Consider the following 14,373-nt stretch of genomic DNA (forward strand, 5'->3'; position numbering starts at 1 on the left):
TGAATGCATAAGGTCGATTATGCCGTATCGGCCGGAATTTACAGTATAAACTTTATCTGAAAACCTTAAAGTAACTGACTGTCCTGGTTTAATAAATGAGAAAAATAACCCGTTCAGCCTGCCCTTAAGTTGCGAAAAGCGCTACAAAAAGTGGCCGGATAAAAAAGATAAACGCAGCGGCATAATCGACAAAAAATGCGCCCGTAGCACCGCTACGGGCGGGGGACTAAAGCCAGTGTTCAAACCACTCTGGCATGATAAACAGATTGAAATGATTGACCAGCACCATCACACCGACAAATACCACCGACACAGCCACCCACTGGCGCGCATACGGCAGGAAGCGAATGCCAATCACCGGGCGAATAAAGAACGGGTGGGCAAAAGCCGAGATCAGCACCTGGGAAATCGACAAGGTCATAGCAACATACATCACGTTCGGCCAGATCAGCGTCGTTGCCAATACTGCCAAAACCACAAGGCTTGCGACAATGTTCCAGTAAAACTCCACGTTGGTGCGGCCGTTGGCCTGTGAAATTGCCCCGGTAAGTCCCCCCATCGGACGTAACATACCGAACAGCAGCATCAGCGGGATCAGATGATAAACCTGCTCATGTGCGGCGCCATACAGCACGCGAACAATAACCGGCGCAAAGATACCAATCCCCAGATACAGCAGGCTGCTAAACAGCATGATGACCAGTGTGCCTTTGAGGAACAGCTGTTTCAGCTGTTCACCGTCATGCTGCTTTTCCGCAAAGCGTGGCAGCGCGAGGCGGTTAATCACCGGGGTGATCAGTTTCAGGGGCTGTAGCACCAACTCTTTCGCCAGTGAGTAGATACCCAGCATGTCCGCCCCCATCACCTTACCGACGATCAAGGCGTCTGCCTGAGTACGTAGCTGGTTAATGGTTTGCGAACCGAGTTGGTACATGCCGTAGCGCACAGCACTGATAAAGGTCGGCTTATCAAACTCGTAGGTGGGTCGCCAGGATTTTTCACCAAAAGCGATCATGCACAGGATGCGGGTGAAGGCGTTAATGAACAGGCCCAGAATGGCCGCTGCCACCGTTAGCGAAGTGAAATAGAGCATCGCAACGGTACAGATAAAGGCAAACAGCTTGGTGGCCATCTCAATTTTGGCCAACAGCACCATACGTTTGCTTTTAATGTAGTGCGCCTGATATTGCGACAAGTGCCCCAGCACGAGGAAGTTAAGGCTGGTGAGAGAAATTAACCCGACGAGCTCTGGCAGATGGTAGAACCACGCCACCGGCCAGGCAATGGCAATCAAAATCAGCCCGGTCATCAGGCTTAATGAAACATTGACCCAGTAAATTGTGCTCTGCTCACGGCGCGAGATCTCCTGGCGATGCACAATATAGCTGCTCATCCCCATATCTTGCAGCACGGTGGCGACCGCCAAAATGGCATTGATGATCGCCAACAATCCCAGCTCGTGGGTTTCCAGTTTGCGTGCCAGTACGCTGAGTTGCAGTACCTGCAATACGGCCGCAAAACAGGTGCTGCCAAATAACCAGACCGCCTGTGACTTTAATCCACTCACACCAGCTCCTCCAGCAACTTAGCCAGCTCCGCATAGGCGGTATGCTGGTTGAATTCCGTTTCGACTTTATCGCGTGCGGCTGCAACCACTGGGGCCACGTTTACGCCTCCCTGGGAGAGGTGCAATAGCGTATTTGCCAACGCTTCAGCATCGTCTTCTGGCACCAGCCAGCCAGACACGCCATCTTCAATCAGTTCTGGGATACCGCTGTGGAAAGTCGATACCACCGGTAAACCGGCTGCCATCGCCTCCATCAAGGCCACGGGAATCCCTTCCATGTCGCCATCGGCGGCGGTTTTGGAGGGCAGCAAGAAAATGTCCGCTTCGCTCAACGCCTGGCGGATCTCCTCCTGCGGTTTGAAGCCCGGCATGGTGACGCTTTCCGCCAGACCCGCGCGTGCCACATGCTCACGCATCATCCCTTCCTGATCGCCATTACCAATAATGGTGTAATGGAACTCTCCGCCTTTCGCTTTGAGGATCTCACTGGCTTTTACCGCGACATCCAGGCCCTTCTTCTCGGTGAGGCGGGCGACAGAGACGATGCGCAGTGGCTTGCGGAACGCCGTGCGCGGGGTATAGCTGAATTTCTCGGGTTCAATGCCCATGCGCACCACGCGAATTTTTTCCGCCGGGCAGCCCATGCGCTGTAACTTTCCTTCCCACAGACGGCTGATCGGCAGCAGCAGCTCACTCTGATGAAACAGGTTTTGATAATCCTGCTGATGCTCCGCCAGAATGTGCCGCCGGGAGATATCCGCTCCGTGGAACACCGTGGCTTGCTTACCTTGCAATACGCCCAGCTCACGCAGTTTATTCGCCAACGCACCGGCATAGCCAAAATGCACCAGGAAAACATCGGCTTTCCAGGTCTGGCGCGCGTTAGCCACAATCGCGGGCAGCAGCAGTTTGCTGGACTGTGCGCCGTAACGACGCACATTGAGTGAACGCAGCAGTGACGGTTTTGCCACTTTCGGCAGCACCATTTTCAGCCGCTGGTTGAGCTTATCAAAGGTGGAGACTTTCTCATCCGGCAGGAGATAGTGGGTTTTGGCCGCCAGCCCATACTCATCAAAGGCCTTGTGCCGGTTCACCAGATCGCCCGGAAACACCGAAAGGATCTCCACATCGTAGCCAGCGTCAATAAACCACGTCACCTGATTCAGGACGAAAGTCTCAGAAGCCACCGGAAAACGCATCGTGAAAAATGTCACTTTCATGGTATTACCCCACTACGTTGAGAATTTCAGCGGTGATGCGATTACCGATCACCCGTTCATTCTCCACGGCTGCGGCCACTTTGTGTTTCACGTTGTCATAGTCCGCCAGCACGGTGTGTACTTTGTCGATCAGCGTGCCGTCCATCAGGCTCTGCACATCTGTCGCCATCTGCGGCAGGCCAAGCTGGTTCATCACCCCTTTAGACTTGTGTTCGTAGTTGATAGCTACCGCTGGCGTGCCGAAGTTCATGGAGATAATCGCCGAGTGGAGGCGAGTACCAATTGTCAGGTGGCAATCTGCCAGCAGAATGCCCAGCTCCAGGTCATTAAACTCATCCATAATGACGTGATAGTGCTCAGGGTGATCGACGTGATCGCGCAGCGTCAGAGCGACCATGCGGTCATCCTTGGCGTAGCTGTCGATACCGGTACAGGTAGAGAAAGCCACGACCTGATAACCTGCGCCAATCATCGCGTTAATCACCCGACCAAAGGCCGCTTCGTACTCGGTTTGCGTCACACCGAGACGTTTATCAAACGGTGCCAGTTCGCGCACGGTAATCGCAATGGTTTTGCGTCCGCCAATCACCCCTTTCCAGTGCAGCAGATTGTGGCTGGGGTTGGCGATCGTCCGGTCGCTGACCAGGAAAGCCGTATCGACACCGGCAGCCACTTTGTTGGTGGTAACGCCATCCTGCTTCATCAGGTCAAGGCTGACCGACTCACGCAGTACCAGCGTGTTAACCCGCTCAAACACAAAGTTTGCCAACGCATTGACGCGCGGGTTACGGAATGGGCCTACGGAGTGGCCAATCAGGTAGATCGGTTTTTTTGCCATCAGCGCACACAGCGCATGGTCAAACTGCGTCACACCATACAGGTCCACGAAGAATGAACCGCCGACCTGAATCAGCGCATCGTATTGTGCCAGGCTGTTGCTAAATTCCGCCAAATGCGGAGGAACAGAAAAGGACTTATAAATGCCGCCTTTACCGAGGTGCGCCATCATAATGTCGGGCATTAAACGGTTGGCAACCTTACGTTTTACTGTGCCCACCAGGCCTTTCGCCCCACTGCGGTTATGCAGATACAAGGCATCCTGCTGGATATTCTGCTGGAGCAGATAGCCGGAGCTGGTCGGGTAACGGCTGATCACATCAATCTCTAAATCGCTGCGTGCTGCTTTGATCGAATCAATTAAACCACGCAAAATCGCGCCATCCCCGCGATTACCGCACGTATGGTTACCCACTAATAAAATCTTCATACAAACTCCAGATAACTTTTTTTATTTGTGCAAGCCGCCATATCCGCTTACTGGCAATGTGAGCTCAGTGAAATCACCGCAAAACCATCAAAGCTGGCGGGCACAACGTGACCGCCAGACGTACTGCTAACTACTGCTGTTTTAAAGCAAACCACGGGATGGCACAGGGCTTCCCGTTAATCACCACCGAAATAAATCCGCCCGGCTCACGCGTATCCACCTGATCCGCCGTTAAGTGGCGCGAGGCCAGTAGCAAATCGCCCTGCTCATTCGCGCCCACGCCCGCTTTGCCGTTGTGCAAACTGAAGCGTTGCGCGGCAGTGGCCGCCCCCGCAACAGGCTGTGCCTGAGTCATTTGCGCATCAACACGCGCACAACGCCCGGTGGCAAAACGGTCACGGCCCGTGCTTTTGATTAAGACCACCGCACTCGGTGTCCAGCCCGCGAGGCGCACAAACAGCCGTGTGTCGCTCTCTTTACTGGCCACATACTGCACCTCAACCACCGGACTGCTTCCCTCTGCAGACCAGCTCACCTCGGCATGGCTTTTTTTGCGCTGGATTTTGATCAGCGCCCGCCCGCCGGTATTTTTCGCATCCATCAAATCCAACAGGGGCTGACTGTCACTGCCGTTGCTAAAGCCAGACTGACCCAGCAGTTCCACTTCCCAGCTATCGCCCACATCAGGGGAGAACAGGGTGCCCAGTTCAAACCACGTTGGCTGCGCGCTGTTATTACTTAAGCGCCAGCGTGAGGTGATGTAGTTGTATTTCAGGCTGCCATCGGTTGCGACGCCGTAGGATTCAACCCGCGTCGAGCCCATTTCCCAGACATTGAGCCAGCGCTCACCCTGTTCTGAGTTGTCGATCCAACTGCCCGATTGCAGATTGGTTTGCCGCATATTGAGCCGTGAGTTGTGGGCGATCAGCGGGTTTTTGCAATCTTCCAGGCTCAGCGCATCAATGATCCACTGGCCGTTGGAGATATCCCCCGGATGTTCACTGTGTTCAATCCAGCCGTTATGAATGATTGACTGGCTGCAACGCGGCAAATTGAGCACCTTGCCGCCGCTACAGTGTTGGGCATTAAAGTTAGACAGCTCAATGGCCGTGCTGTGGTCCCAGACGCCCTTTTTCTGCCCTGACCAACCGGCCTTGATGACATCGCCGGTACACCAGGCGGCGTACCACTGATCGATTTTACAATCGAGCGTATCCAGCAGGCTCAGCGCCGTGCCGCCAACCCGGTTGAAACGTAAACAGGCACCACGGAAAAACTGACCGCCAGGGATCACGTTACGGAACAGCCCCTGGTGATTCGGGTGCTTGTCCGTGTTGCCGTTGAAAATCAGGTTTGAGAGTTCCACCCACCGCGCGCTGACGTTGAACATAAACGCCGCGTCGCCATCGGACACCAGCGTGGTCGCCGGGAAGTAGCCAAAATTCACCATGGCGCCCGAGAGGCGGAAAAAGCGTCGCTGCTCACTGGCAAAATCACAGTGTGAGACAAAGAATGTTCCCGCCGGGAACTGCACGCAAATGGATTGATCGGCCTGTTCAGACCAGCTGTACATGGCATTGATGGCTGGTGCGGTGTCGGTTTTGCCGTCCGCAATCGCACCGAAGTCAAACAGCGTGAGCCGGTTAAAGTCTTCCACTACCCGTCGCCAGTGAAAGCCCTCCCCGCTGAAAATCACCCCGCCATCGTCTTTGGCTGCCGTCATGCTGCCGACAAATTCACCGCCCCCCACTTCGAGATCCGGATGCCAGCTTTTGAGTTTGATTTTTGCCCCTTCAAACATCGGCTGCGTCTGCCGCAGTACTGCCACAGAGGGGATTTCACCAATCAGCTGATATCCGGTGGGCAAGGCCAGACGCTGGCTGAAAGCAGCAACATCCGGATGAGGTTCACCGTTGCCTGGCACCGGTGCTGGCAGTGCAGGATCGCGCTTTGCCGCATAAGTCGTCAGGGCGCTGGCTGAAAATGCCGCGACCACTGAGGTCGCCGCAGTCTGTAAGATGGCTCTTCTTTTCATGCATTACATCCCGTGGTCAGTGCCCAAAATGGGCAGTTAAAAGGTCCCCGAGGCACGAAGTTCAGCATTACACCAGCGCCAGCCAGCGCTGTTTAATTCGATCACCGTCGAATTTCAATGCAGTGACTTTGGTATTTTCACTCATGGCGTAGAACAGCTTGTCATCACTGGCGAGCTGCTGCATGTGCGCCAAAAATGCGGTCTTGTTGTTCATGGGTACCAGGAAGCCATCTTCACCGTGCTGGATAATTTCCTGCGGGCCGGTTGGGCAGTCATACGCCACTACCGGTAACGACCAGGATTTCGCCTCCAGCAGCACCAGCGGCAGGCCTTCATAACGTGAGGTCATCAGCGCCATATCGCTCTGCTGGTAGTAATCTTTGATGTTGCTGACCTTGCCAACAAACTGCACGCTGTCGCTGATCTTCAGGTCGGCTGCCTGCGCTTCCAGCTGCTGACGTAACTCGCCATCGCCAGCGATCACCAGCTGCCAACCGGGATTTTTCTGCACGAAGTCGTGCCAGATATCCAGCAGCAGATCGAACCCTTTTTGGTGATCCAAACGGCCTACCGCCAGCGCCTGACGGCTGCGTTGCTGACGCTGATAGGATTGATACACCACAGGATTGGGGATTTGCGCGCTAGGAATACGCCAGCGGGTAAATACCTGCTGATCTTTATCGGTCAGTACGATGACGCGATCGTAATACCGCAGCAGCAGATACTTGAGCAGCTTGATGGGCTTACTGAAAGAGTTGATGGCAATGTGTTCGCAGGCAAACGCCTTGACGCGCTTCTTCTGGCGGGACAACAGGCTCCAGAAGGCATACATCACGCTGAGCCGTCCCATACTGATCAGGAATACGGCGTCCACCGGTTCAGACTGAATGCGCTGCACAATGCTTTTAATCGGATTGTCGTGCCCCTCGAAGCTGACAATCTGCTTCACCTGGGTGAACGGATAGAAAGTCTCTCCGCTGCCTTCCAGGGAGTAGATCGTCACTTCATGGGACGTGCCGAGGCACTCCGACATAAAGTTGCAGATGTTCTCTGTTCCTGCATAGGAATACGCATCGCGGATCACCAGAACAATGTTTTTCATAAACGGCTACTTACCTCTTGAGCGTAAAATGAAGTGTGTTCGGGCACATCAACGATGTTTAAGCGAAAACAGCACGCCATTGAACATGTACCAGCCATAGTAGTAATAAACTTTTAATGGATTGTTTTTATAGATTATTTTTAATAGATCGAGATGCCATTTTGCCGCTTTGTTTTTATTGCGCGACAGTGAGTTGCTGAGTTCGTAATAGTTGACTAACGTTTTGTTGATCACCCGCGCATGGTGGTAACGCGTAAACAGTTCATACAGGAACAGGAAGTCCTCATGGCCTTTACGCTGGAACAGAATGCCCTGCTCCGGACGGCGGAACAGCACCGAAGAGAAGCACACGCGGAACTGCTTTTTGACGAAACTCTCTTTCGTCAACTGTGCCGCACTCCAGGTGATGTCGTGTTCGGCACTGTGTGTTTTGTAGTGATAGTGGCTAATCACAAAGTTTTCACCGCTGCGGACCGCGTTAACCTGTTCGGTCAGCTTCTCCGGCTGCCATTCATCATCACTGTCGAGAAAAGCAATCAACGGTTCCGATGCCGCCCGCAGGCCGACATTGCGCGTTTCCGCTGCGCCCATGTTTTGCGCGTTTTCCAGCACCGTTATTCGGGCGTCTTTAAATTTTTCCCGCACAAAATTCAGGCTGTCGTCGGTGGATTTATCATTAACGATATAGAGGTGCCAGTGCGGCCAGCGCTGATCCAACACTGACTGGACAGCCCGCGCGATAGTGGCGCGCGCGTTATACATAGGCATGACGATGCCTACCGTTTCATCTGTGGTTGTCATAATGGTATCCGTGCTGAGAACGGCAAGCGCCGATCACATATCGTTTAAAGGTCTATTCAGGAAAGTGTTTTTCCGTTGCTGAACCGGCTTCTCACTTTATCTTTCAGGCGGTTCATAAAATAAGCCTGATTGTCTTTGTTAGTGAGGAAGAAATAACGGGCAAAGCTGACACTGGCTAACAACGCTTTGCCGTCCATTTTGTAACGCAACGGTAATTTAAAAGCTTTATACGTGTGTATATCGCGCGAGGTCAGATGTGGCTTCATGGTATCCAGCCAGAACATCGAATATTTTACCGATTCACCTTTGTGCTTAGAGCCAAATTTGGTGACCAGATGATAATTCGCCAGCGGCTGTTCGATCATCTCAAACTGGTAGCCCATGCGATCGGCGCGAATACAGAAGTCATAATCCTGATGGCGAATATAACGCGCATCAAACAGAATTTTGGCAGCGTCTTCCCGGCGTAATGCAATGGTACTGGTCTGAATAAACCCGTAACAGCCAAACAGGTATTCCGCTACCGTTTCCTGCTTACCCGGTGGCTGCATCGGCATGACTTTCAGAAAAGCCCCATCCTGATAAATATTGACCTGGCTGAAAATAATAAACTGACTTTTACCCTGCGCTTCCAGCTGGTCGATTTTTTTCTTCACTTCGGCCAGCTTATCCTGGTGCCATTCATCATCCGCATCCAGGAAGCTGATATAGTCGCCACGAGCCAGTTCAATGCCCCTGTTACGCGCACCTGCACCGTTAAGTTTGACCTCCGAGAGCACCAGGTTAATATCCAGCTCCTGATAGCGTTCGCTGCCGACTACCTGCGCTAACTCAGCCGCATCGTTTGATTTGTCATCAATGATGATCACTTCAAAATTACGATAGCTCTGTGCTTTAACACAATCTAACGTTGCAACGATAGATTGTGCTGCATTGTATGCAGGAATAACGATAGAGAAGCGAATATCCTTCATTGCCGATACCTCTAAAAAGTCAGGTGTTTACAGTAATACGAATAAGACATTAAGGTAATCGGTCAAATTCTTAATTTGATGCCGTGGTTTTCATGCTGCTTTTTGCTTTTCCACCGCTGCTACCAATAAACGGTTTTTCAACCCATAAATAGGTCAATTTTGCGACATAAAAAGCGGCAACGAAAAACAGCGTGGACAACAGGGTGAACATCCAGAAGTTATGGGGATATAACCTGGCGGGAATTTGTTCAATCCCGTACAGCACCAGACCATGAATCAGATAAAGGCTATAACTCACCTCACCGATGGCCATCAACGTTTTATTTTCCAGTATCCCTAACAACGCATTTCCGCTGCTAACGGTAAAGAAAATCACCGTCAGACAGGCGAGAAAAATGACGTAGAAATAGGCATTGCTGGTAAAGAACAGCGCAAAAAACGCCAGCGCAAGGCAAAGCATGGCGGCACGGCGCGAATGACGTAACATCGCCAGGCTATCGCGGTACTTGTAGGCAAAATATCCCATCGCGAAACCGAGTACCGGTCTGGGATCGGTATAGGTTTTACCAAACTCGCGCAGCGCAACCCCAATCACGAAAATAATCCCCACGGAGAGCAGAATCAGCAGGGTTTTGTAACGGCCCCCGGTCATGCGGTTTAACCAGTAGATCACCGGGATCGAGAGGTACAGCAACCACTCCAGCCGTAGAGTCCACTCAACGCCAGAGTTCACGACCGAAGTATTGAGATCGCCAATATGGTAGCTGCCGACGAAAAACAGCCAAAGTACCGCATCTTCAAGCGCCTGTGCAGAGGGAACTAACGCCCCCTGAATCAGTCCGATGCCGATGATCAGCAAGCCCGAAAACCAGAACATCGGCACAATCCTGCGCAGGCGCGAACGGAACAGCTTTTGGCTCAATTCTGCCGGTGTCATCGCAGCGTTATCCAGCCAGCGATAAAACAGAAAGGCGGAGATCATAAAGAACAGCAGCACGCCAAACTTACCGGCATTCACAAAGAAATTTCCCTCAGAAAACCAGGAGAAGTAGTTCTTGTCATACACCCAAGGGTGATCCAGCCCATAGAGGTAATGCACAAAATGTGAAAAGGCGACAATACTGGCAAGAAAGGCGCGTAAACCAGAAATACTTTTTACGCCTTTATCATTATAAATACCGCGATGATAAGAGAACGTGTGCAGAATCAGCAGCGCGAGGCAGAAAGAGACCGCCATAATCAGGATATACATATCAGAATCCCCGGTGAAATAAACATAACGACTTTATGAGTGTTGTTGTCCGAGGTAGTGATTCACCATCGGTGCAATCAGACGAAATGTTCTTACCGCTTTTTGCTGATAAAGCGGCTCCAGTGGGTGGATGCAATCTTCTGACATCTGTGCCTGCCACGCTGGATTTGCTTTTATAATGCTGAACTGATGAACAATAGCCACCTGCTGCTGCTGCGCAACCTGATTCAGTTGCCAGACATAGGGCCAGACATTCCAGCGCGCCACCTTGCCACAAATGGGGTTCGGTTCCTGCAGAATCACCTGTTTGTGACTGGCTTTCGCCACTTGTACCAGCCGGGTCATGATGCGGCCATACTCTTCCGGGGTTTCGAGATGCACCCGTTTATCTTTGAAGAAAACGTGGCGCGCATCATTGATGGCAAAATTAAGCAGCACGATTTTTGCCGGAGACTGCTGCATTAATTTGACCCAGTCACTGTCATCATTGCCGCCGTGTTTATACAGCAGCTCCGCCGCCTGTGCGCCCGGCACGCCGTGGTTTTTCACCACAATATTCAGCTGTGATCCGTAATGCTGTTGCAGCATCTGGGTCAGAAAACCGATTTCACTGGCTTTGGTGATGCGACTTCTTCCCTGCTGCTTAATCACGCCAGCGGTGGTGGAGTCACCGTAGGCATCAATTTGTAACGTATTGGCTACGGGTGCTGCCAGCACCCCTGCGGGCAGCATTACAGCCAGTGCGACGACAAGCTTACTTGCCATATTACCTCTCTGTTACTGGAAAATTTTAAACTCCTGCGCGACCTCATAGCCGACAACGGCTTGTTTCTGCGAGATCGTGTTGTAATAGAGGTAATAAACAAGAAAGAAACTGAACATCGCTAACATCACCGGCTTGAACAGCTGCCGCGACTGATAAACCAGCGAGGTCAGAACAATGGGTTCAACCTGCAACAAATAGTTGGAGAGTCTTGCCCCGGAAGCGTAGTTATAAAAGAAGATCCTGATGGCACCGCCCAGTGCGAAGGTAATAATAAGCAAATAGTTATAGCGCCAGAGTTCCGGATTCTGTTTTTTTAGCGCATCGGTCAACATAAAGTAGACAAACATAAAGACCAGCATCACGTTTTTCAGGTTGGATACGGAAAACACGCTGCCATCTGCCGCGCTTGAACTATCACTACTGTAGCCCTCTGCCCTCTCCCCCATTGACCCCATATGGGCACCAATCAGATTAACAAAGCTATTCCCGCCGAATTTCGACATTGGAATGCTCAGCACGATGATTAGCACCGGCCAATAGCGCCACTGGCGTATAAACAGGAAGGGAATAATGGTGATGACCATAATCCCGGTATTGTGGCTGAAGAACGACAGCAGGAAAAACCCGAACGCCCCCCAATAGTGTTTGGTATACAAACACCAGAGGACGCCAAGAAACAGCGCAGAACTCAGACCAAAACGCACCTGATTCATATCTTTGTTAATGAAGATATGCGCCGAATAGAGCGCCAGCGCCATGATCGGATATGGCGACATTTTGCGGAAAAAGACCGCATTGGTGCCCACTGACAGCAAGGCAAACAGGAACAGGAAAGTATCTGAGTTATCTGAAACCAGGCTGGTCACCCAGGCGAGGGCAAAAATCAGTGGCTCATAGCGGAAATAGGCGACGGTGGCGGAAAAGCCGTTGATCTGGATACGCTGAATGAAGTCTGCGTAGAAGGTGCGATACTGACCGTCATCCATACCGGTACCCATGCCGCGAATTCCAGCAAACACCACCAGAATCGTCGTCGCAATACACAGTAGGTACAGCAGCAAACCTGAGGATTTCTCATCTTTTTTGATGATGATCTCGCTCAGCGAAATCAGCAGCAAAAGTCCTGATATCACCCAATATGGTGCCATGGTGTCATTCCTTCACGGAGAAAGGGGCAGCAGTCGCTGCCCCTGCAACAATCAACAGGCCGCGTTACGCTTTCTGTTTGTATTCGTAGTTGTAGTAGTCGTACCCGTAGCCATAGCTGTTGCTGGCTTTGCGTACCACGGCGTTGAGGATCACACCCTTGATGTCGATACCGTTCTGCTCGAAGCGACGATAGCTGACTTCCAGCTCTTTGGCGGTATTTGCACCAAATCGTGCCACCATTAACGAGGTTCCTGCCATTTTTCCGATAATAGAGGCATCGGTTACGGCAAGAATTGGTGGGGTATCAATCAACACCAGGTCATAGTTTTTGCTCGCCCAGGTCAACAGTTCACCCATGCGGCGGTGCATCAACAGTTCTGACGGATTAGGCGGCACCTGGCCACGCGACAGGAAATCGAAGCTCCATGCACCTTGCTGAATAATTGAAGGCGTGAATTCGCTCTCGCCCGACAGCACGCTGGAAAGACCGATTTTATTCTCCGCCCCCAGCAGGTCGTGGGTATAACCGCGACGCATATCGCCGTCAATCAGCAGCACGCGCTGCCCCGCTTTTGCCACCAGTGTGGCGAGGTTCGAACAGATAAAGGTTTTACCGATACCCGGACTGGCCCCGGTGATCATCAGGATATTGTTCTTCGCTTCCATCATGGCAAAGTGCAGGCTGGTACGCAGGCTGCGAATCGCCTCAATGGACAGGTCGGTGGGGTTACCCAACGCCAGCAGCGTGTTGTGAGCGTCACCTTTAGTTCGGGTGCCTTTACGCGTCAGCAGCTCGCCATCCCGCTTACGCTGCCACTCTGACAACGGTACGCTGGCATAGACGTTCATGCCCAGCTCTTCGAGCTGCTCCGGGTTTTCAATGCCGCGATGCAACATGGCTTTCAGCAACACCACACCAAAGGAGACAATCAGACCCAATACAATGCTGGCCGCAATGATCAGCATCTTTTTCGGTGCCATCGGCGTATTACCGGTTTCCGCCGTATCAATGATGCGAACATCACCCACGGTACTGGCTTTGCTGATCCCCAGCTCTTGCTGACGATTCAGCAACTGCATGTAGATCTCCTGACCAGACTGCACATCCCGCGTTAAACGTAAAATCTCCTGCTGCGTTTGCGGCATACCGGCGATTTTTTTGTTCAGCTGCGTCTGTTCGTCCTGCAGGGTTTTACGTTTTTCCAGCAATGCACGATAAGTCGGGTGATCTTTGGTATACAGCTGTGAGACTTCCGCTTCACGGAAGGTCAGCTCATTCAGCTGGCTCTGAATACTCACCGAGGAGTCCAGCGCCGACTTCGCTTCCAGCGACATATCCACCGATTCATTCTGGCGACGATAGGCATTGAGCTTATCTTCAGCTGTATCAAGATTACTGCGCACCTGCGGCAGCTGAGTGCGTAAGAACTCCAGGCTTTTCTCAGCCTGCTCTGACTTACGGTCAATATTCTGCATCAGATAGTTATTGATGATCTGGTTCAGAATCTTGCTGATTTGCACCGGATCTTCACCGATGTATTCCAGACCCAAGACGCCAGTATCTTTGCCTTTATCGGCGACCGTCAGGTTATTAACGATCATGTTGACGGCCTGCAAGTCGGTCAGTTTGGTCACGCTGAAGCTGGTCCCGCTATCCGCCTGGATATCACTCACCAGCATCGAGATACCATCATGCTGTTCGAAGCGCCCTACCTGCCCTTTGAACAACACGTCGCCAGACTTGCTCACGGTGTAGCTTTGCGGACCGGTGACTTCAACAGAAACGGTGCGCTTATCGACGCTCAGTGGAATTTCCAGTCGACTCACGGCAATCTGCGCAGGCTTGTTGCCCATTAAACGGGACAGGCCTTTACCAAACACCGGGAAGTAATCCTGCTGCACCAGTGCATCCAGCCCCAGATCGTCCACGGTTTTACCGATCACCATACGCGATTCGATGATCTGAATTTCAGTGTCTGATTCAGGTGTGGAAGGCAGAATATCCTGTAGGTTGTTCAGTACTGAGTTGGCGTCTTTCTGCTCAACCTGTACCAGCGCGTCGGAACTATAAATGGGTGTAGCAAACAGCGTGTAAAGCGTCCCCGCCAGCATGAAGAAGGCGGTGATAGCCACGATCACCCAACGGTTATCGATAACTTGTCCAACAAGGTGCGCCAGATCCCATCCACTGGAATCCTCTTTTGGCGCGGTCATTACCTTATCTCTTATATTCATGGAAA

The 14,373-nt window shown here is 52.0% G+C and carries 11 protein-coding genes; all 11 read right to left on the bottom strand.

Going from position 1 to position 14,373, the window contains the following annotated elements:
• Window positions 1-226 precede the first annotated feature (226 nt).
• Window positions 227-1,567, bottom strand: coding sequence for an MOP flippase family protein (locus B880_RS0106655; protein WP_017346607.1), 1,341 nt, complete (start codon window positions 1,565-1,567; stop codon window positions 227-229).
• Window positions 1,564-2,787 (bottom strand): glycosyltransferase, encoded by a 1,224-nt coding sequence (locus tag B880_RS0106660; protein ID WP_017346608.1) that lies wholly within the window; start codon window positions 2,785-2,787, stop codon window positions 1,564-1,566. Before B880_RS0106660 ends, B880_RS0106655 begins: the two co-directional genes overlap by 4 nt.
• Window positions 2,788-2,791: 4 nt before the next feature.
• Entirely contained in the window at window positions 2,792-4,054 is a 1,263-nt protein-coding gene (gene wcaK, locus B880_RS0106665; protein ID WP_017346609.1) for a colanic acid biosynthesis pyruvyl transferase WcaK, read from the bottom strand.
• A gap of 130 nt (window positions 4,055-4,184) precedes the next feature.
• Window positions 4,185-6,089: a hypothetical protein gene (locus B880_RS0106670; protein ID WP_017346610.1), complete on the bottom strand. Its 1,905-nt coding sequence runs from the start codon at window positions 6,087-6,089 to the stop codon at window positions 4,185-4,187.
• A 67-nt stretch (window positions 6,090-6,156) separates the two neighbouring features.
• The gene (locus B880_RS0106675) at window positions 6,157-7,191 is read right to left on the bottom strand and encodes a glycosyltransferase (protein ID WP_017346611.1); all 1,035 of its coding nucleotides are present in this window, start codon (window positions 7,189-7,191) and stop codon (window positions 6,157-6,159) included.
• A gap of 48 nt (window positions 7,192-7,239) precedes the next feature.
• Window positions 7,240-7,992 carry a glycosyltransferase family 2 protein gene (locus B880_RS0106680; RefSeq protein WP_017346612.1) on the bottom strand — a complete coding sequence of 251 codons (753 nt, stop codon included), beginning with the start codon at window positions 7,990-7,992 and terminating at the stop codon, window positions 7,240-7,242.
• 56 nt (window positions 7,993-8,048) lie between these two features.
• Window positions 8,049-8,966, bottom strand: coding sequence for a glycosyltransferase family 2 protein (locus B880_RS0106685; RefSeq protein ID WP_017346613.1), 918 nt, complete (start codon window positions 8,964-8,966; stop codon window positions 8,049-8,051).
• Window positions 8,967-9,036: 70 nt separating this feature from the next.
• Window positions 9,037-10,218 (bottom strand): acyltransferase family protein, encoded by a 1,182-nt coding sequence (locus B880_RS0106690; protein ID WP_017346614.1) that lies wholly within the window; start codon window positions 10,216-10,218, stop codon window positions 9,037-9,039.
• Between the two features lie 33 nt (window positions 10,219-10,251).
• The gene (locus tag B880_RS0106695; protein ID WP_017346615.1) at window positions 10,252-10,983 is read right to left on the bottom strand and encodes an SGNH/GDSL hydrolase family protein; all 732 of its coding nucleotides are present in this window, start codon (window positions 10,981-10,983) and stop codon (window positions 10,252-10,254) included.
• A 12-nt stretch (window positions 10,984-10,995) separates the two neighbouring features.
• A complete protein-coding gene (locus B880_RS0106700) occupies window positions 10,996-12,132 on the bottom strand; it encodes an EpsG family protein (protein ID WP_017346616.1) in 1,137 nt (378 codons plus the stop codon).
• Between the two features lie 64 nt (window positions 12,133-12,196).
• Window positions 12,197-14,368 (bottom strand): tyrosine-protein kinase Wzc, encoded by a 2,172-nt coding sequence (gene wzc, locus B880_RS0106705; protein WP_026042462.1) that lies wholly within the window; start codon window positions 14,366-14,368, stop codon window positions 12,197-12,199.
• Between the last annotated feature and the right edge of the window lie 5 nt (window positions 14,369-14,373).

The organism is Pantoea sp. A4, assembly GCF_000295955.2.
GTDB classification, from domain to species: Bacteria; Pseudomonadota; Gammaproteobacteria; order Enterobacterales; family Enterobacteriaceae; genus Pantoea; species Pantoea multigeneris.